The sequence below is a fragment of the Streptomyces sp. NPDC046759 genome, assembly GCF_040645475.1.
In the GTDB taxonomy this organism is placed as follows: Bacteria; Actinomycetota; Actinomycetes; order Streptomycetales; family Streptomycetaceae; genus Streptomyces.
Window position 1 is genome coordinate 47,676 of the sequence record NZ_JBEYYJ010000017.1, and the last position, 18,657, is coordinate 66,332.

The following is an 18,657-nucleotide window of genomic DNA, read 5'->3' on the forward strand; positions in this document are numbered from 1 at the left end:
AAAGCACCTTGGTGGCAGTCTGCTCAGCAGCAGATACGGATAGTGTCAAGGAACAGGCAGGCAGCCGGAGGTGCACGTCCCGTGGCGTCCAATGTCAATCCCACCGTCAGGCGGCGCCGGCTGGGCCAGGAGCTGCGCAGGCTCCGCGAGCTCAAAGGCATGACGGCCGAGGAAGTGGCCGAGCGTCTGCTCGTGTCGCAGTCGAAGATCAGCCGGCTGGAGAACGGCCGCAGAAGCATCAGTCAGCGCGATGTGCGCGATCTGTGCGGGGTGTACGAGGTCGAGGACCAGCGGATCGTCGATTCGCTGATGGAGATGGCACGGGACTCCCGCCAGCAGGGGTGGTGGCACACCTTCGGTGACATCCCGTACAGCGTCTACATCGGTCTCGAGACCGACGCCGAGTCGCTGCGGGTGTACGAACCTCAGCTGGTGACCGGTCTGTTGCAGACCCGTGCCTACGCGGAGGCCCTGGTGCAGGGCGCGCTGCCGGAGACGTCGACCGCCGAGATCGAGAAGCGTGTGCAGGTGCGCATGCGCCGACAGGAACGTATCACCGCCGAGATCAACCCGCTCCGGCTGTGGGTCGTGCTCGACGAGGCGGCGCTGAAGCGCGTGGTCGGCAGCAAGCTGGTGATGCGTGAGCAGCTGGAGCATCTGATCGAGATGTCCCACCTGCCGCACGTCACCGTGCAGGTGCTGCCGTTCGAGGTGGGCGCGCATCCCGGCCTCAACGGCCAGTACGCGATCCTGGAGTTCACCGACGCGGCCGACTCCAGTGTGGTGTACCTGGAGGGCGTCACCAGCGACCTGTACCTGGAGAAGGCCCAGGACGTGCAGAAGTACGCCGTGATGTACGAGCACTTGCGGGCACAGTCCCTCAATGTGGAGCAATCCCGGCAATTCATTGCGAAGGTGGCCAAGCAGTACGCCGAATAAGCTGCTGTCACAGAGGGCGCCGGATCGTACACCGAAGGTCCACTCCAATGGAAGGCTCACCTGGAATATGCCGCCCGGTTGAGTGAACGACTACTCCAGCGACGGCCGTTGCCCGGTAGCGTCGATCACGCCAATCAGACGACAAGGTTGGCGTGAACCGCACTATCGCAACTCGCAACAGGAGTGGACATGGCACTGATTCAGGGCGCTTCGGAGACGTGGATGAAGTCTTCCTATTCCGCGGGCAACGGCGCCTGCGTCGAGGTCAAGTCGCCCGCCGACGCCGAACTCGCCGTCCGTGACTCCAAGGTCGTCGAGGGCCCGGTCCTGGCCTTCCCCGCCGACGCGTGGAACGCCTTCGTGGCCTCGGTCAAGGCCTAGGGAGCCCTCCCTGACCTTCGCCCGTAAAGACCTCCCGACGAACACAACTTCACAAGCACCACCAGAAGAGCCCTCTCGACCAGTCGCCGTCCTTGCCGAGAGGGCTCGGTCCCTTTCCGGTGGTCCCGGCGGCTCACCGCACCGGGAACGCCACGTCGCACACCTGGTCCTCGGGGCCTGCCGCGTCCCACTCGCCGAAGTAGATCTCGCGGCAGGGACCGGCCATCTCCAAACCTTCGCCCGCCATCCACTGCTCCACCGCCTCGAACGCGGCCATGATCTGCGGGTTCGCCACCTGCGCCTTGGTGATCCGGGTGTAGGCCAGCCGGGCCGCCGGCTCCACCCGTACCGTCGTCTTCCAGGCCCTCCCCCGCTCGGCGGCCCACGCCCGGGCCGCCGCCTCGTCGGCCACCGGCACACAGGACTCCGCCGGGCCGTCGCTCTCCATGGACACCTCGGAGTGGTAGACGACGAACGGTGCGCCCGTCATGCCCCCGCACTCCCGCGCCGCGGCCTCCAGCCGGCCCAGCGACGCGCCGATCCACGTCGGCAACTCGTCCGCCAGCGTGTGGCGTGCCTCGGTGATCACCACCTGCGCCGGCACGTCCACGGTCTCGATCACGAACTTCTCGTACATCTCGGAGCTCCTCCCGGACAGCCGTCCACGGAGGTACTCGGCGAGCGTCCGCTGCCCCGCCACCCGGCTCTCCACGTCCGTCCAGTAGGCGGCGAGCCGGTCCGCGGCGTCGGGACCCTCGGCCCCGAGCACCTCGGCGATCCGGGCCAGCGGCATGTCCAGCTGCCGCAGCAGGGCCACCAGACGGGCGCGTTCGGCCTGGTCGGCGCGGTAGTAGCGGTAGCCGCTCGCCTCGTCGACATACGCCGGCGCCAGCAGGCCGAGCCGGTCGTACAGGCGCAGCGCCTTGGCCGACAGCCGGGACCGCGCGGCGAACGCGCCGATGGTGAGCAGGTCGTCGTCCACCGTGTCATCCTCCGTCACCGGGCGGATCCTCGCCGCCCGGTGACAGGAACGCTCGGCCCTGCCCCAGGGGCAAGGTCAAGCCGTGCTCAGCCGAGCTGCGCCTCGATGGCCGCCACGACCGCGTCCGACTCCGGCTCGGTCTGCGGCGAGAAGCGGGCCACGACCGTGCCGTCCCGCCCGATCAGGAACTTCTCGAAGTTCCACCGGATGTCACCGCTGTGTCCCTCGGCGTCGGCGACGTCCACCAGCCGCTGGTACAGCGGGTGCCGGTCCTCGCCGTTCACCTCGATCTTCTCGGTGAGCGGGAAGGTCACGCCGTACGTCGCCGAGCAGAACTCCGCGATCTCCTCGGCGGTGCCGGGCTCCTGGCCGAGGAACTGGTTGCAGGGCACGCCGAGCACGGTGAAGCCGCGGTCGGCGTAGCGCTCCTGGAGCTTCTCCAGGCCGGTGTACTGGGGGGTGAGGCCGCACTTGGAGGCCACGTTGACGACGAGGACGGTCTTGCCCTCGTACTGGGAGAGGTTCGCGGGGCCGCCCTGCAGGGCGCCGATCTCGACGTTCAGTGCATTGGTCATGCCTGGATGCTAGGCGCTCCGCTGGGCCGGGCCGTCATGGGCCGTCATGGGCCGTCGTTCGGCCGCGGGTCCGTCGTGGTCGCCCGCGCAGTTCCCCGCGCCCCTTCGGAGCGCGCTGTCCCACCGCTTCCAGCAGGACGTCGCCCGCCGCCGTGCGTGCGTACAGCACCGATCGCCCGGCCCGCCGCCGCTCCACCAGCCCCGCCTCCCGCAGCACCTTCAGATGGCGGCCCACCGAGCCCAGGCCCTGTCCCGTCACCGCCGTCAGCTGGGTGGTGCTCATGGGGGAGGACAGCAGGACCAGAACCTCGGCCCGGGACGGGCCCAGCAGCGGGCCCAGGGCGGAGGGGACGGTTCGGTCGGCGGGGTGGGCGAGGGCGCCGGCGCAGGGGTAGACCGCGGCGTAGCGCACCCCGTCCTCCCAGGCCACCCAGCCCGCCCGCTGCACGGTCACCGGCACGAAGATCAGCTCGGCGCCGGAGATCTCGCGGGGCGGGTACTCGTGGAGGTTGATCTGGAGCCGGTTCTCGCCGAGCCAGCGGGTGCGGCCGGGGCGCAGCGCGTCGAGTACGGTCGCCCAGCCGCCCCGGCTCACCTGTGCGGTCCGTGCGACCACGTCCGCCTCCAGCACCCGCCGGCGCCGCCCCCAGGACGGCCGTACGGTCGCCTCCCACACCCACTGGAGGAGCACGGCCGCCCGCTCGGGCAGGTCGTCGCGGTCCAGCCCGGCGGGGAGCGGGCCGGCGAGGGCGGTGCGCAGATGGGCGCGGGCGGCCCGGGGCGCCGTCGAGCGGACCCGGGCGACCTCGTCCGCGAACGCCGCCCCGTCGCGGGGCGCCGGGGTCAGGAAGTCGGCGATCCACTCCCGGCCGAGTCCGGCCCGTATCAGCCGCGCCGACACGGGGTCCGCCGCCAGCCGCGCCCGGTAGGCGGGCAGATGGGTGCGCAGCCACTCCTGCTCGCCGGGATGCGCGGGTGCCGCCGCGTGCAGCAGCTTCAGGCAGGCGAAGGTCTCGGCGAGCGGTGAGACGACGAACCGGCTCCGGGCGAGCGTGTCCGCGTCGAGCTCCCACCAGCCCACGTGGGCACCCCCTCGCGGCCGTACGACCTTTCGCGCTCCGGCGAAACAATAACGAGCCCGCCGGGTACCGGCCGAGACTCCCCGGCATGCCCAGCTATCGATCCCTGTTCGGCACCCCGGAGTTCACCCCGCTCTTCCTCGGCTCGGCAGCGCAGACCGCGGCACAGACCGTCGGCGGGCTGGCTCTCGCCACGCTCGTGTACCGGGCGACCGGCTCGCCGCTGCTGTCGGCGGTGAGCATGTTCGGCCCGTCCCTCGCCCAGGTGCTGGGCGCGACCGTCCTGCTGTCCGGTGCCGACCGGCTGCCGCCGCGTACGGCGCTGTCGCTGATCGCGCTGGCCTTCGCGGCCGGTACGGCGGTCCAGGCGGTGCCCGGCCTGCCGGTCGGCGCCGTCTTCGCCGTCGTCCTCCTGCTGGGCCTCGTGGCCTCGCTCGGCGGCGGGGTCCGCTGGGGTCTGCTGAACGAGGTCCTCGCCAAGGACGGCTATCTGCCGGGGCGCTCGCTGTTCAACATGATGGGCGGGCTGACGCAGGTCGCCGGGTTCGCCACCGGTGGTGCCCTGCTGACCGCCCTCTCCCCGCGCGTGTGCCTGCTGCTGTCGGCGGCCCTGTACCTGACGGCCGCGCTGGTGCTGCGCCTCGGCCTGAGCGCCCGCCCGCCCCGTACGGCGGGCCGTCCCTCCGCCCCGGCGACCTGGCGCACCAACGCCCTGCTGTGGTCGTCCCGCCCGCGCCGCCTCACCTATCTGGGCCTGTGGCTGCCCAACGGCATGGTCGTCGGCTGCGAGTCGCTGTACGTGTCCTACGCTCCGCACGCCGCCGGCACCCTGTTCGCCTGCGGGGCGCTGGGAATGTTCGCCGGGGACGCGACGGTGGGCCGGCTGCTGCCGCCCGCCGTCCGGCGCCGCCTGGCCACGCCCCTGTTGCTGGTGCTGGCGGCGCCGTACCTGGTGTTCTGCGCGCGGCCGCCGCTCCCGGTGGCGGCGGTGTGCGTGGCGGTCGCCTCCGTGGGCTTCGGCGCGAGCCTCGTCCAGCAGGAGCGGCTGATGGAGCTGACCCCGGGTGAACTCGCCGGTCAGGCCCTGGGGCTGCACTCGTCCGGCATGCTGACCATGCAGGGAGTGAGCGCGGTGCTGGCCGGTGCGGTGGCCCAACTCACCTCGCCCGCCGCCGGGATGACGGCGATGGCGGCGGGCTCGGTGTGCATGACGCTGGTGCTGGCTACGGCAGCTCGGCGTTCTCCTGCGCCGGAACCGGGGCCTGCCCGGCCGGGGCGGGAGCCGCGGCCGGCGCCGGGTCCGGAGCCGCGACCGGCGCGACCGGGGCCGGAGCCGGATCCGGAGTCCCCTGGCCCCCGGGCACGCTGAGATCGGTGCCGATCTTCTGTGCGGCCCGGTCGAAGTAACGCAGCAGCTCGACCGGGAACGGCATCACCAGCGTGGAGTTCTTCTCGGCGGCCACCTCGACGACGGTCTGCAGCAGGCGCAGCTGCATGGCCTCCGGGGTGTCGGACATGATCCGTGAGGCGTTGGCGAGCTGCTGTGCGGCCTGGAACTCGCCGTCGGCGGTGATGACCCGGGCCCGGCGCTCCCGTTCGGCCTCGGCCTGCCGCGACATCGACCGCTTCAGCGACTCCGGCAGCTGCACGTCCTTGATCTCGACCCGGTCGATGTGGATCCCCCACCCGGTGGCCGGACTGTCGATCATGAGCGCCAGCCCCTCGTGCAGCCGCTCCCGGTCACTGAGCAGATCGTCCAGATCGCTCTTGCCGATGATGGAACGCAGCGAGGACTGGGCCACCTGGCCGACGGCGAACACGTAGTCCTGGACCTCGATGGCCGCGCGCACCGGGTCGGTCACCCGGAAGTAGACGACCGCGTCCACCTTCACCGACACGTTGTCCTTGGTGATGCCCTCCTGGGTCGGCACCGGCATGGTCACGATCTGCACGTTCACCTTGCGCATACGGTCGGCGAAGGGGATCAGGAAGGTGATGCCGGGCTGCCGGTAGTCCGGCAGGGCCTTGCCCCACCGGAACACGACCCCCCGCTCCACCTGGTTGACCACCCGCATCCCGCTCCTGAGCACGAGCAGCGCCAACAGCGCCACCACGACGACCGCCACCACGGTGCCTTCCATGGCACTCCATTCCTCGCATCGGCTAGGGACACGAGGAAGGACACCGGCGGTGGCAGAAAGGATGCGGCCGTCCGCGTCAGGACTGCGTCAAGAATCCGTCACGCGCCGGGGGCGCGGAAGGCGACCTGCCGGCGGGCGGCCTCGTCGATCTCGTCCAGGGTGAGCAGGGGAGTGGCCCGGGTGTGGAGCGCGCCGCTGGCCTTGACGCTGAGGCTGACGGCGGCCATGGAGACGGGGTCGGGGAAGTCGATGATGCACACGAGGTCGTGCTCTCCGAAGGCGAAGTACATGGCCTCGACCGTCCCGCCGAGGCCGGCCACGACCTGGTCGACGGCGGCGCGGCGGCCACTGGCACCTTCCTGGAGCAGCCCCTTCGTGCCCTCGGGCGTGTAGGTGGCCTGAATGAGGAACTTCGGCATGGGGACGCTCCCTGCCCGCGACGTGTCCGGTACGCAGGTGCACTTCCCGCTGTGGCGCCGGCCGCCACGCACCTGACGGCCTGATTCACTCGTTACGACGACGACGAGGACGACGACGAGGACGAGGGCGCCCGTGGTGCCCCGCGCCACCGTGATCAACGGACTCCCGCCCTCCTGCTGGTGCGCGCGGCTGATGGCCTCACACTCCGTCCATGTGGGGCCGGATCTCTATCGTGAGGGCCGCGTCCTCGGGACCGGTGCCTTCCTCGTCCTCCCAGACGGTCACGCGCACGTGCTTGCGGGCGATCCCCCGGAGGTCCCACTCGGACACCAGGTCGGTGACCACGAGGGCGGCGACGTACTCGGCGGCCTTCTCCTCCGCGTCGGTGGTGATGGTCCCGTGCCAGCGCTCGGGGCGCTCGCCGTAGGGACGCCAGCCCTCGGAGCCGTGCGGCTCCTCCACCCGGTACGCCCAGTCCTTCTCGACGCTCATGGAAACGCTCCTGCCACTTCCCGGCTCACGAGGCGTGACCGACCCCGCCCGAGTGGACGATGCGCCCGTGGAGGCGGTGCCCGTGACCCTCGGCCTGGCGGTGGAGTGCGACGAGGGCCGCGTCGTCGTTGAGGCGTCCGCGGGCATGGGCGAGCAGATCGCGTTGGATGTGGTGGAGCAGCGATTCCGGACCGGACCTGTTCCATTGGGCTGCCCGCGTCTCCAGGGGGTAGAAGCGCCCGTCGGCGTCCCGGGCCTCGATGGCGCCGTCCGTGTAGAGCAGGAGGGTGTCGCCCGGCTCGAAGGGAGCCACGTCGATGGTGTACGCATCCGGCCCCGCTTCCGTGATGCCCAGCGGAGGCGCGGGGTGCAGGCCGGGTACCGTCAGGTCGCTGATCGGGCTGAGCAACAGGGGCGGGGGATGCCCACAGCTGATCATGCGGACGACGTGGTCGTCGTCGGGGAGCTCCAGCAGCAAGGCGGTCGCGAAACGCTCGCCGGCCTCCGCGGACGGCTCGAAGTCGGCCAGGTAGCGGGTCACGCTGTGTTCCAGGGTGGCGGCCAGATCGGGAAGCGTGGCGTGCCGGTGGGCGGCCTCCCGGAAGGCTCCGAGCAGGAGAGCGGCTTCGCCGATGGCGGACAGGCCCTTGCCCCGGACGTCTCCGATCATGACGCGCACGCCGCCGGTGACGCGGGTGGCCGCGTACAGGTCACCGCCGATCTGCGCCTCGTCCTCGGCGGCCATGTACAGGCAGGCGATCCGTACCGAACCCATGCGCTCCGGCAGCGGCCACAGCAGGCTGTGCTGCGCGGCCTCGGCGACCGACCGCACCTGCGCCAGCTGGCGTTGGCGTCGCTCGATCACCGCGCAGAAGAACACGCTCAGGGCCGACAACACCGTCAGGGCGAGGATCTGCACCAGCACGTTGCGCGAGAACAGCACGCCGAAGTGCCAGCCGATGTACGCCTGCGCCGCCACGGACAGGAAGCCGACCAGACCGGTGAGCCAGGGGCCGGCGAACGAGGCGGTGATCGCGGGGGCGATCACCAGGAGCGGTCCGAGATGAACGTCCTCCGGGACGAGCTGGTCGACTGCCGTGATCACCACGATGAGGACGATCGGGAGCAGGAGCAACGCGCGGTTCGCCCGCCGCAGCTGCCGCAGACCGGCCAAGCCGTCCACAGGGTTCACGTGTTCCACATTGCCACCGTCGAGGACGCCCCACGAGCAGGCATGACGCCGTCACTCGTCGTGGTCGCAGACCACCCGGAAACTGCCCACGACGCCGTCGTCACCGAACAGGACTCCGGCGTCGCCGAAGTCACCTCCGTGGTCCGTACGGGTCACCACGCCATAGGTCTCGCCATGGGGACCGACGGTGGCGACCGGGGCGCCGTTGTCGCAGGTGAAGCCCCGGAACACCTCGATGGTCCGGCGGCTGTCGTTGAAGACGCTGAAACTGCTGGCGCCCAGTCCGGAGGCCGCGGTGACGCAGCCGTCGACGGAGGCGGAGTACACACGTTCGTTGAAGTAGATCCTTCCGTCCTCCCCGCGGCCGCGTCCACCGCCGTCGCGGCCCGCGCTCCGCGCTCCGCCGGTGTTCCTGTCGGCCGAGGGGGCCACCACAGGAACGGTTCGTCGCGCGGGCTGGGCCACGCGGTGGACAGGCCGTGCCGCCCGGTGGACGGACGACGCCGCCGGGGACGATCCGACGGTCAGGGCATAGGTGATGCCGGCGGCTGCAAGGACGGTCGCGCCGGCTCCGGCGCCGACCACAACGAAGGTACGCGGGGCCATGTCAGTTCCCTCTGTCTCACGGACGTCGGCCGGGCGACCGACCTGCGATGAACGTACCGACAGCTCCCCTGCCCGGCATTTCGGATGCGGCTCAGGTGTGACGCCACGAGCCCGATCAGGTAGCGCCGGTATGCGGTTGTGTCGTCGCGTATTCGGTCTCGGCGGCGACGACGACGGAGGCGACGGCGGCGGCGGAGGAGGCGTCCCGGACGTGGAGTCGGGGATTCCCTTCCCCCGGCCAGTCGTCGCTCGCTGTCGAACTGCGGCCCCCTTGGGTCGTTACCGGTGGGGAAGCGGGTAGGTGTCTGCTCTGTCGGGGGCGGCGACAGGAGAGACGACATGGACTGGCGTGTGTTCGCACAGCAGATGGCGACCATGGCGCGTGATCTGCTGGCGCAGGATTCGGTGGATGCAACCCTGCGGCGGATCACCGAGTCAGCCACCGAGCTGGTCGAGGGCTGCGAGGCCGCCGGCGTTTTGATCCTGAGCGGCAGGCGTGTGGACACCCTCGCCCCGACGCACCGGCTGGTCATCGACAGCGACCGGTTGCAGGAGCGCCTGCGGGAGGGACCGTGTTTCGAGGCGGCCCGCACCCATCAGGGCGAGCGGGTCTTCCGCATCGCCGACTTCACCGTCGAGGAGCAGCGCTGGCCCGCCTACGTGCCTGCCGCCCGTGAACTGGGACTCGGCAGCATGATGGGCTTCCTGCTGTTCACCGAGGACGAGGACTTCGGCGCACTGAACCTCTACTCCTCTCGGCCCGGGGCGTTCACCGAGGTCAGTGAGACGGCCGGCTGGCTGCTGGCCTCCCATGCCGCGGTGGCCTTCTCCAGCGCACGCACCCACGCCCAGATGGAGCAGGCCGTCGAGACCCGCCATCTCATCGGGGAAGCCATGGGCATCATCATGGGCAGCCATCACCTCTCCGAGGACCAGGCGTTCGACGTGCTGCGCCGATATTCGCAGCAGAACAACATCAAGCTCCGTGAGGTGGCCCGCCGGGTGTGCGAAGAGGGCAGCCTGTCCTGACCGCGGTACGGCGGCCGGCCCACCGCACGGCTGCCGCGCCGGGGCCGCCCGAGCCCGGCCGGGTCCCTGCCCCGGCCTGTCAAACCGTCGGGTACCGCATATGCGGGGTGGCATCGGGAAACTCGGGGATGGCACCTGAAGACGGGCCAAGGGAGCAGGACGTGAGCCACATCAGGACGAGTTCATCGGATCTTCCTCAGCCGTTGCGGGCCGTCGGCTCCGGTCTCCGCCGCCTGCCCGGGGCCGAGCAGGTGGGCAGGGTCGCCGACACTGCGCTCGACTGGATCGGGGCGATCTCCCCACGTGGTCGCCGGATGGCGGTCTACACCGGAGCCGGTGTGCTCGGTGTCGCCGGGGTGGTGGAATGGCCCCTGGCGCTCACCGGAGCGGCCGTGGCCTGGCTGACCCAGCCGCGCCCCCGATCGGACGCGCAACGGGAGACGGCCCGGACCGACGAGTCCGGAGGCGTTGAGAACGGCACTGCACGAAGCGGCGGGCGGCCTGCCGGGGCCGACTCCGGCCAGGCCACCCGGGAAACCGCCGGCACCATGGCGGAGCGTCCCGGTGACAGGCTGGAGCACTCCCGCTTCCGCCACGCCCACCCCCAGGGCCACGTGCACGAGCAGCCCGCCAAGGTCGGTGACTCTGCCACGGCCTCGGCACTCAAGCAGGTGGCGGAGGCGTCCGCACACCACCGCGAACCGGGCCCCTCCGGCGAGCACCACCCGGAAGACGGCGCCCGCTAGGCCACCCGGAAACACGGCGCCCGCCAGGCCGGCCGAACACGGCGCCCGCCAGGCCGGCCACGGCGGCACTCGAGCCGCGGGCGCCGAGTCCCCAGGAGCCGAGCCCCCAGGAGCCGAGCGCCCAGGCACCGGGCGGCACGGCACCTCACGGCACCTGGCGGCACCGAGCGGCTTAACGACCGCCCGCCGCCTTAGTGACCGCCCGCCGCCTGATCACCGCCGCCTGACCCCAGGCGCCGTTTCCGGTCCGGGTGCTACCGATTCGACTTGGCCGCGCTGATGTCCCCGAGCGCCGAATCCGGGTCCTTTTCGATCGCCATGTCGCCCAGGGAGACGATTCCCACGGGATGGCCGTGGTCGACGACCGGCAGGCGGCGGACGGAGTGCTCGCGCATGAGCTCCACCGCGTGATCGAGGTCCTCGTCCGGAGTCACGGTGATGAGATCGCCGCTGCAGGCCGAGGCAATGGTCTGCTGCTCAGGGTCGCCTCCCTCCGCCAGCGCGCGCACCACCAGGTCGCGGTCGCTGACCAGACCGCGCAGCTCGTCGCCTTCGGTCACCAGGACGGCGCCGATGTCCTCGTCACGCATCTTCCGGGCCACCGCCGTCACCGACGTCTGGGGTCCCACCGTCACCAGTCGGCTGGTCATGATGTCGCGAACATGCTGAGCCATGACGCCTCCTCTCACGGGTCCGCTGCTACAGCCGGGTACCCGGCGCACGCCCTCCCCCACCTCGCGCCGGACAAGGGGGCGGCGGATCACCGCCCCGGGCGAGCGGTGCGCGGTGGCACCGGCGGTCGCATTGCCCTTCGGCCTGGCCGCGGGCCCGCCTCGGACACCGGTGCCAGATGCGGCTGCCGTGTGTCGCCGCGTTGCCGTCCGCCGTGGCGTCGGGCGCCCGGCCGACGGCCGGGAGGCGGCCGGGCGTGCGTGATGTCAGTGTTCCTGGGCCGTAGGGCGGACCATGATCTCGTTGACGGCGACATGTGGGGGCTGAGTGACCACGAAGGCGATGGCACGGGCGATGTCTTCGGCCTGCAGCCAGGCGTTCTGCGGCAAGCCGCGGGCGGCGGCGGATCCGGGGCCGGTCGCCATCTCCGTCATCGTCATGCCCGGCTCGATCAGCCCCACCCGGACGCTCCTGCCGGCCACCTCCTGACGCAGGGCCTCGCTGAACGCGCCCACCGCGTGTTTCGTCGCCGAGTAGATGCCGTTGTTCCTCCGCACCACCCGGCCGCCGACCGAGCTGACGTTCACGAGGTCGGCGACCCCGCGCGGGCCGTTCGCTGCCGCGCGGAGCAGGTGGGGCAGCGCCGCCTGTGACAGGTGCAGGACGGCGTTGAAGTTGAGATCGACCATCCGTTCCCAGGCCGCGGGGTCGCCTCCCTCGATGCTGCCCATGGCCACGTAACCGGCGTTGTTCACGAGCACGTCCAGCCGCGCGCAGCGATCCACGGCTTCCTCGACGGCCCGGCGTGCTTGCACCGCGTCTGCGAGGTCAGCGGTGAGAACGCTGCACGAGCCGCCCCGCTCATGGATCACCGCGGCCAGTTCCTCCAGCCGCCCCGTACGGCGGGCGACCACTGCCACGTCGGCGCCCCGCCGCGCCAGCGACAAGGCGGTGGCCGCCCCGATGCCGCTGGACGCGCCCGTCACCAGCGCCGCACATCCAGCCAGGGGCGTATCGCCCTTGGTGACGCCGCTGTCTGCCGGCTCCCTCACACTCATGATCACCCCTCACAGGTCATCCCGCCCGAGGCAGGCCGAAGGCGGCGCGAGCCGCGCACCGCCGCCGACCGGCGAGGTGCCGCCCGCCCTCGAAGCTTGCACAGATCGTCGCGGTGTTCTCGTAAGGGGTGGTGATGCCGCGCCACCGGTTCAGGCGGTTGACGCACCGTTCGGTGCTGCGCTGCTCGCGGATCGCGCGGGATGGGCCCGCACCGCCCAGACATGTGCGCCCTGACCGGACATGTGCCGCACTGAGCCTCTGACACCTGGTTGGCCCCACAGTCTCACACCATGGCCATGCCCGGAATGCCAGTTATGTGAGCTGTCGGTACGTTCGTCGCAGATCGGTCGTCCGGCCGACACGCATGAGAAAGAGAGAAGTGCCCATGCCCTCGCGTGCTTTTGCTGTGGTCGGCGCCGGAATAGGCGCGACCGTCCTTGCAGCCGCCGGCATCACCTACGCCTCGACCGCCGAATCCACCCCGGCCTCCCGGCCCGTCCACCGGGCAGCCGAGCCACTCCCCACCCAGCCGGCCTACGACGCCTCCGAGCCCGCGCACCTCGCCTCCGAGCCCGCGCAGCACGCCTCCCGGCCCGCACCACGTTTCTCACAGCCCGCGCAACACACTGCATCCGCAGCTCCTTCCGCTTCTGCCAAGGCTCCTTCGGGCCCCACCAACATGGGCGGAGGCGGGAACGGAGGCCGCGACGGCGGTGGACCCGGTGGCCCTGACGGCGGCGGTGGACCCGGTGGGCCTGGTGGCGGCGGTGGACCCGGTGGCGGCGGTGGACGCGACGGCGGTGGCGGACGCGGTATCGGCTACGGGGGAGCCGGAAGGATCTTCGTCAACGAACGGTCGTACCCCGGCTTCGTCGAGGGGTGCATCACCGCGGCCAGCGGCCTGGGCGCGCACAGCTTCAACGTCCTCAATGAGAGCAGGAGGACCGTCGAGGTCTTCCGGGGCGTCAACTGCGACGGTGGCCCTCCGGTCGCCACCGTGGGACCCCGCAGCGAGACCTTCGGCGTGGTGCCCCATGACCGCGGCGGCGAATTCGGTTTCGGCGGCGGCGGCCGGTTCGGTCACCACGGTGTCGTGGGCAGCTTCCGGGTGGTCTGCGACCACGACGGATGGTGGTGACAGCACCACGCGACACACGGGAAAGTCCCCGGACCGATCACGGTCCGGGGGGCTCCCCTCCGCCCTGAGAGCAGCGGAACTCCCTCCCGCGCCGGAACCGTGGACGGCGGACCAGACATCCTGCGTCACTCCCGCCGAGCGCCTCCGCCCAGAACCGGCCGACCGGCCACCGTGCGTCGCCACCGCCGGCAATGGGTCAATTGCTCGTGGGCGACGGGAACTTGATGGGTGCAGAGGAATTCACGCCGTTGCGCGAAATGGCGTTTTATGGCCTGCTCCAGACGCCGGTACGGTCGCATTCATGGAGTCGAATTTTCAGACGGCCGGGAAACTCGTGGCCGCCTTGCGCGCGGGTGAAGTGACTTCGGCGGAACTGACCGACGAGGCGATCGCCCGTATCGAGCGGGACGACAAGGCGGTCAACGCGATCTGTGTGCCGGACTTCGACCGTGCACGGGTCACCGCGCGCGGAGCCGACCGGGCGCGCGCCCGCGGTGAGGACCGGCCGCTGCTCGGCATCCCGGTGACGGTCAAGGAGTCCTACAACATCGCAGGGCTGCCCACGACCTGGGGCATGCCGGTGCACCGGAACTACATGCCGGCCGAGGACGCGGTGCAGGTGTCGCGGCTCAAGGCCGCCGGCGCGGTGGTGCTCGGCAAGACCAATGTGCCCTTGGGGCTGCAGGACGTGCAGAGCTTCAACGAGATCTACGGCACCACCAACAACCCGTGGGATCACGCACGCACGCCGGGTGGATCGTCCGGTGGATCGGCGGCGGCCCTGGCGTCCGGATTCGGCGTGCTGTCCATCGGCTCGGACCTCGCCGGCTCGTTGCGTACCCCCGCGCATTTCTGCGGTGTCTACGGCCACAAGCCGACACTCGGCCTGGTGGCCGGCCGCGGTATGGTCCCGCCGCTCGCGCCGGCACTGCCGGCCGACCTCGACCTCGCCGTCGTCGGTCCGATGGCGCGCACCGCCCGCGACCTCACGCTCCTGCTCGACGTGATGGCCGGGCCGGACCCGCTGACGCTCGGTGTGGCGCACACCTTGACGCTGCCGCCCGCGCGCCATGAGCGTCTGTGCGACTTTCGGGTCCTGGTCCTCGACGAGCATCCGCTCATTCCGACCGGGTCCGCTGTGCGCGCGGGCGTGAACCGGGTGGCCGACGCGCTTGTCGACGGTGGCGCACGCGTCGAACGGCACAGCCCGCTGCTGCCCGATCTGACGGAAGCCGCATTGCTCTACATGCAGTTGCTGTTCTCGAGCTCCGTTGCGCGTTTCCCCGTCGAAGGGTACGAGCAGTTGCGGGCCCGCGCCGCCGGACTGGACGCAGACGACCAGAGTCTCGACGCGGCGCGGCTGCGCGGTATGGCGTTCAGCCACCGCGAATGGATCGAGGCCGGCAGCCGTCGCGAGCTCCACCGCCACGGCTGGCGGCAGCTGTTCACCGAGTTCGACGTCGTGGTGTGTCCCGTCACGCCCACTCCCGCGTTCCCGCACGACCACCACCCCGATCCGAGGGAACGCCGGATCGACATCGACGGCGCCGAGTACCCGTACTTCGACCAGCTCGTCTGGGCCGGCCTGGCCACGATGCCCGGCCTGCCCGCCACCGCCGTACCAGCGGGCCGGTCCCCCGAGGACCTGCCGGTGGGGGTACAGCTCATCGGTCCGATGTCCGAGGACCGCACCCCGCTGCGGCTGGCCGAACTGCTCGAGCAGGAGATCGGCGGCTTTCAGGCACCCAAGTAGGGCGTACTGCCGGGTGTCCGCCCAGGACGAGGTACGGATGGGAAAAGCTGGAGAAAGGGACGTAGTTGTAGCGCGACTCGTCCGAGACGGAGGAGAGCTCGCTTCCCACCTCTCCGGCCACGACGGTGGGAGTGCCGGCCACCAGGGCGGCGGCCAAATGTTTCTAGGTCAGTGCGCCATGCGTACACGCGGAGGACGAGGCGGCACGACAGCGTCGCCGTGGCCTCCTGTACGGCGACGACCCCGAGAGCCGCCGTCGCCGTGCCGCCGGCTTGCACCGCGCCGGGAAGGGGATGGAGTCCGGTTCGCCGCCGTCGCTCGCGTGCGGGTACGGGCACTGGCATTGGCAGCGGCACTGGACCTTTGCGCTTTCGAGTGCAGCTCTTATGACGTGGCGGGCCTCGCGGCAGGGCCAAGGCGGTCTACGACATGACAGCGCTTGCGGAGGAGCGCAAGCTGGGGGAGCAGGGGTGGCACCTGCGACCGATCAGGCGCGGCGAGCTGTGCACAGGGCGTCGGGGCCTGGCGGAGGCTGCGTCGTTCCTGCGCAGGACGTCCGCCGAGTTCGCCGGGTGCTGGGAGACGACGGGGAGACGAAAGGTCACTCATGCCGCGATCCATGCGCGCGCTCGTAGCCGGAGAGGTCGGCGAGCCGAACGATGTCCTGCGGCTCGAATCCCTGCCTGTTCCCACGGTGGAAGCGGGTCAGGCGTTGATCCGTGTGAAGGCGACACCGATTCACGCCAGCGATCTGCACGTGCTGCGTGGCCGCTACGGTTTCTCGCCCGAGCTTCCCACCGTCGGGGGACACATGGAATGCGTGGGCCGTATCGAGGCCCTGGGTCCGGATACCGAGGGACTGCCGGATACCGAGGGACTGAAGGTCGGCGAGCGCGTGGTGGCCGTCGCTGTCCCGGCCGTACCCGGGCCGCCTGTGGCCGGCACCTGGCAGGAATACCTTGTTTCCGATACGCACAGGCTTCTGCCGGTCCCCGATCGGCTGAGCGACTCCACCGCCTGTCAACTCGCTGTCAACCCGTTGACCGCGCTGCTCCTGGTGACGCGCGAACTCGGCGTACAGCCGGGAGAATGGCTGTTGCAGACGGCGGCGGGCTCCACCGTCGGCCGGCTCGTCATTCAGCTGGCCAGGCATCTGGGTATGCGCACGATCAATGCGGTACGGCGTCGGGGTGCCGTTGAGGAGATCAAGGCGCTCGGTGGCGACGAGGTCATTTGCACCGAGGACGAGGACCTGCTGCGACGTGTGGATGAGATTGCAGGACCGGCTGGCGTGCGCAAGGCCGTCGACTGTGTCGCGGGCCAGGTAGGTGCCCAGGTGTCCCAGGCATTGGCTCCGGGTGGAGAGGTCGTGGTCTACGGGGCGCTCTCCACCCATCGGCAGACCGACCCGGCGGCGCTGACGATTCCGCTGTCGGCGCGCTCGGTCATCTACGAGACCAAAGTGGTCCGTGGCTTCTGGCTCAACCGCTGGTTCGGCACTGCCTCACCTGCGGATGCGCTGCGCGCGCTGTCCGAGGTCCGCAGCCTCGTCGCTGACGACGTACTGACCATCCCCCAAGGCCGGCCGTTCCCGCTCGAACGCTTCGCCGAAGCCGTCTCGTTCGCCGAAACACCCGCCCATGGCGCCAAACCGCTCTTCGTCTTCGAAGACGGCCGCGACGAGGACGACGCGTAGGACCGCCTCGAACCATGAATCAGTCTTGAACCATGAATCAGTACGGCTGCGGTGTCGGCGGCATTCCCGTCTCAGCCACCGCGATTTCCTCGCCCTTCGGTGGAAGTCCGCTGACCGGCTCCCCCTGAATTCTTCGGACCAGCATCGCCAACAGCGCGTACAGACACACCAGTCCGAAGCCCGCGAAGCTCGCAATCACCTCGACGACTTCGAAGTTGAGGACGGATATCCAACTCACGTCCGGACAGTCCTGCCGTGCATCTCTCAAGGGTCACATCGCCGCGCTCCGGATGCCAACTCCAATGCGGGAAACCACCTGTCCATCAAAGGGTGTTGCCGAACTGCGAGGTGCTCGCCTTGCCCGGTCCGCGCCCACCGGGGAAAATCGCCTGTATCGGTGACACAGAACAACCCTCAGCTCGAGCCCGGTAGCTCATCGAGGAAAACCATGACTCTGCCGTCTCCCGGGCGTCTCCCCCCTCTTTCGGCCGCTGCCCGGCTCAGGAAGCCCGTGGCGGACGGCAGGCGGGAATCCGAACTCGCCGGCGCGGGGAGCGACGCCGCCGGTCCGTCTTCCACCCCGTGGGACCGCGTGCCCCGCACCGCGCGCAGAGCGTGTCCGGCACTGCTGGTCTACGGCGTGGCCACCCTGCTCCATCTCGTGATCCTGACGGCGATGATTCCGCCGGGCGGGCCCAGTCTGCGGGACCGCCTGCTCGCCTGGGACGGCCTGCGCTACACGCAGATCGCCTCGAACGGCTATCCCCATGGCCTGACCGATGACCCAGCCGGCAGCAACCTCGCCTTCTTCCCGCTCTTCCCGCTGCTCGCCCGCGCCGTGCACGCCGTGACCGGCCTGGACTACGGCATGGCCGTCATCGTGACGGCGAACCTGGCGTTCGCTGCCGCTCTGGTCATCTGCGACCTGCTGCTGACCCGGCTCTACGGGCGGCGCACGGCCCTCATCGCCGTTGTGCTGCTGGCGACCGCCCAGCCCATGGCAGTGGTCTTCGGCATGGGCTACAGCGAGGCTCTGTTCCTGGCCCTGGCCGCCGGATCCCTTCTGGCCGCCCACCGGAACGCCTGGCTCACCGCCGGCACCCTCGGCCTGCTGGCCGGCCTGACCCGGCCGGCCGCCGTGGCGGTCGTGGCGGCCCTCGCCGTCGCCGTCGTCCCGTACGTCGTACGGTCCCGTCCGTTCGCCTGGCGTCCCGTCGCCGCCGTCGCACTCGCCTGTTGCGGCATGCCCCTCTACCTGTGGTGGGTGGGCCGGCGCGCCGGCCGTCCGGATGCGTGGTTCGTCCTCCAGCGGTCCGGATGGAACACCTACTGGGACTACGGCCGCTCCTTCATCGGCTTTCTAGGCCTGACACTGACACGCGGCGACGGCTGGGTCGCTGTCAGCGCCGCCGTCCTGCTCCTCGGCCTCCTCACCGCCACGGCCCTCACCTGGCGGCGCGACACCTGGCCTCCCCTGCTCGTCTACGGGGTCGGCATCCTGGTGACGGCTCTGGGGCAGAGCAGCTACTACCACTGCAAACTCCGCCTGGTGATCACCGCCGTGCTCTTCGTCGTCCCCCTCGCCCGCGCCCTCAGCAGGGCCAGCCTCGGCACCAACGCGCTCGTTCTGTCCACCGGCGCGCTGTTCGGCTGCTGGTACGGCGCGTACATGCTCACGGCGTGGCACTACGGCATCTGACCCCACTTGCCGCAGACAGGCGGGCCGCGCTCGACTGCTCGCCGGTGCAAGGGGCCCA

General features: G+C 70.6%; 19 protein-coding genes and 1 pseudogene. 9 read left to right on the forward strand and 11 right to left on the reverse strand.

What is annotated here, in order from left to right:
- Positions 1-81 precede the first annotated feature (81 nt).
- Both ABZ919_RS22875 and ABZ919_RS22880 read left to right on the forward strand, forming a co-directional pair.
- Positions 82-939 (forward strand): helix-turn-helix transcriptional regulator, encoded by an 858-nt coding sequence (locus ABZ919_RS22875; protein WP_361250747.1) that lies wholly within the window; start codon positions 82-84, stop codon positions 937-939.
- 189 nt (positions 940-1,128) lie between these two features.
- A complete protein-coding gene (locus ABZ919_RS22880) occupies positions 1,129-1,320 on the forward strand; it encodes a DUF397 domain-containing protein (protein WP_361250750.1) in 192 nt (63 codons plus the stop codon).
- Between the two features lie 133 nt (positions 1,321-1,453).
- On the opposite strand, the gene ABZ919_RS22885 is transcribed toward ABZ919_RS22880, so the two are convergent.
- The 3 genes from ABZ919_RS22885 to ABZ919_RS22895 all read right to left on the reverse strand — a co-directional run bounded on the left by ABZ919_RS22885 (position 1,454) and on the right by ABZ919_RS22895 (position 3,958).
- Positions 1,454-2,320, reverse strand: a complete 867-nt coding sequence (locus tag ABZ919_RS22885) for a MerR family transcriptional regulator (protein WP_361250752.1) — start codon at positions 2,318-2,320, stop codon at positions 1,454-1,456.
- A 68-nt stretch (positions 2,321-2,388) separates the two neighbouring features.
- On the reverse strand, positions 2,389-2,877 hold the full coding sequence (locus tag ABZ919_RS22890) for a glutathione peroxidase (protein ID WP_361250755.1): 489 nt from the start codon (positions 2,875-2,877) through the stop codon (positions 2,389-2,391).
- Positions 2,878-2,911: 34 nt separating this feature from the next.
- The gene (locus ABZ919_RS22895) at positions 2,912-3,958 is read right to left on the reverse strand and encodes an ArsR family transcriptional regulator (RefSeq protein ID WP_361250756.1); all 1,047 of its coding nucleotides are present in this window, start codon (positions 3,956-3,958) and stop codon (positions 2,912-2,914) included.
- 86 nt (positions 3,959-4,044) lie between these two features.
- On the opposite strand from ABZ919_RS22895, the gene ABZ919_RS22900 reads away from it, so the two are divergent.
- Positions 4,045-5,325, forward strand: coding sequence for an MFS transporter (locus ABZ919_RS22900; protein ID WP_361250759.1), 1,281 nt, complete (start codon positions 4,045-4,047; stop codon positions 5,323-5,325).
- A gap of 16 nt (positions 5,326-5,341) precedes the next feature.
- Here the strand turns inward: ABZ919_RS22900 and ABZ919_RS22905 are convergent.
- The 5 genes and pseudogenes from ABZ919_RS22905 to ABZ919_RS22925 form a co-directional block, all read right to left on the reverse strand.
- Positions 5,342-6,097 (reverse strand): annotated as a pseudogene (locus ABZ919_RS22905) (slipin family protein); the annotation flags it as partial.
- Between the two features lie 98 nt (positions 6,098-6,195).
- A complete protein-coding gene (locus ABZ919_RS22910; protein ID WP_361250762.1) occupies positions 6,196-6,516 on the reverse strand; it encodes a GYD domain-containing protein in 321 nt (106 codons plus the stop codon).
- Positions 6,517-6,715: 199 nt separating this feature from the next.
- Positions 6,716-7,009, reverse strand: a complete 294-nt coding sequence (locus tag ABZ919_RS22915) for a hypothetical protein (RefSeq protein WP_361250764.1) — start codon at positions 7,007-7,009, stop codon at positions 6,716-6,718.
- A gap of 25 nt (positions 7,010-7,034) precedes the next feature.
- Complete coding sequence (locus tag ABZ919_RS22920; protein WP_361251052.1) at positions 7,035-8,192, reverse strand: PP2C family protein-serine/threonine phosphatase; 1,158 nt, start codon at positions 8,190-8,192, stop codon at positions 7,035-7,037.
- Positions 8,193-8,252: 60 nt separating this feature from the next.
- The gene (locus ABZ919_RS22925; RefSeq protein ID WP_361250767.1) at positions 8,253-8,807 is read right to left on the reverse strand and encodes a hypothetical protein; all 555 of its coding nucleotides are present in this window, start codon (positions 8,805-8,807) and stop codon (positions 8,253-8,255) included.
- Between the two features lie 339 nt (positions 8,808-9,146).
- Here ABZ919_RS22925 and ABZ919_RS22930 point away from each other — a divergent pair, with 339 nt between their 5' ends.
- Positions 9,147-9,836 (forward strand): GAF and ANTAR domain-containing protein, encoded by a 690-nt coding sequence (locus ABZ919_RS22930; RefSeq protein WP_361250770.1) that lies wholly within the window; start codon positions 9,147-9,149, stop codon positions 9,834-9,836.
- A 128-nt stretch (positions 9,837-9,964) separates the two neighbouring features.
- Complete coding sequence (locus tag ABZ919_RS22935; RefSeq protein ID WP_361250772.1) at positions 9,965-10,582, forward strand: hypothetical protein; 618 nt, start codon at positions 9,965-9,967, stop codon at positions 10,580-10,582.
- A gap of 254 nt (positions 10,583-10,836) precedes the next feature.
- Here ABZ919_RS22935 and ABZ919_RS22940 read toward each other — a convergent pair whose 3' ends face one another.
- Together ABZ919_RS22940 and ABZ919_RS22945 are read right to left on the reverse strand one after the other, a co-directional pair.
- Positions 10,837-11,256, reverse strand: a complete 420-nt coding sequence (locus tag ABZ919_RS22940; RefSeq protein WP_361250774.1) for a CBS domain-containing protein — start codon at positions 11,254-11,256, stop codon at positions 10,837-10,839.
- 264 nt (positions 11,257-11,520) lie between these two features.
- On the reverse strand, positions 11,521-12,312 hold the full coding sequence (locus ABZ919_RS22945; RefSeq protein WP_361250777.1) for an SDR family NAD(P)-dependent oxidoreductase: 792 nt from the start codon (positions 12,310-12,312) through the stop codon (positions 11,521-11,523).
- A gap of 386 nt (positions 12,313-12,698) precedes the next feature.
- Here ABZ919_RS22945 and ABZ919_RS22950 point away from each other — a divergent pair, with 386 nt between their 5' ends.
- The 3 genes from ABZ919_RS22950 (at position 12,699) to ABZ919_RS22960 (ending at position 16,900) form a co-directional block, all read left to right on the forward strand.
- Positions 12,699-13,451, forward strand: coding sequence for a hypothetical protein (locus tag ABZ919_RS22950; RefSeq protein ID WP_361250779.1), 753 nt, complete (start codon positions 12,699-12,701; stop codon positions 13,449-13,451).
- A gap of 301 nt (positions 13,452-13,752) precedes the next feature.
- Positions 13,753-15,204, forward strand: a complete 1,452-nt coding sequence (locus ABZ919_RS22955; protein WP_361250782.1) for an amidase — start codon at positions 13,753-13,755, stop codon at positions 15,202-15,204.
- Positions 15,205-15,823: 619 nt separating this feature from the next.
- The gene (locus ABZ919_RS22960; protein ID WP_361250785.1) at positions 15,824-16,900 is read left to right on the forward strand and encodes a zinc-dependent alcohol dehydrogenase family protein; all 1,077 of its coding nucleotides are present in this window, start codon (positions 15,824-15,826) and stop codon (positions 16,898-16,900) included.
- Between the two features lie 37 nt (positions 16,901-16,937).
- Here the strand turns inward: ABZ919_RS22960 and ABZ919_RS22965 are convergent, their stop codons facing one another.
- Positions 16,938-17,138: a hypothetical protein gene (locus ABZ919_RS22965; protein ID WP_361250788.1), complete on the reverse strand. Its 201-nt coding sequence runs from the start codon at positions 17,136-17,138 to the stop codon at positions 16,938-16,940.
- A 273-nt stretch (positions 17,139-17,411) separates the two neighbouring features.
- Between ABZ919_RS22965 and ABZ919_RS22970 the strand changes: the two genes are divergently transcribed.
- Positions 17,412-18,599 carry a hypothetical protein gene (locus ABZ919_RS22970; RefSeq protein ID WP_361250789.1) on the forward strand — a complete coding sequence of 396 codons (1,188 nt, stop codon included), beginning with the start codon at positions 17,412-17,414 and terminating at the stop codon, positions 18,597-18,599.
- The last annotated feature ends 58 nt before the right edge of the window (positions 18,600-18,657 follow it).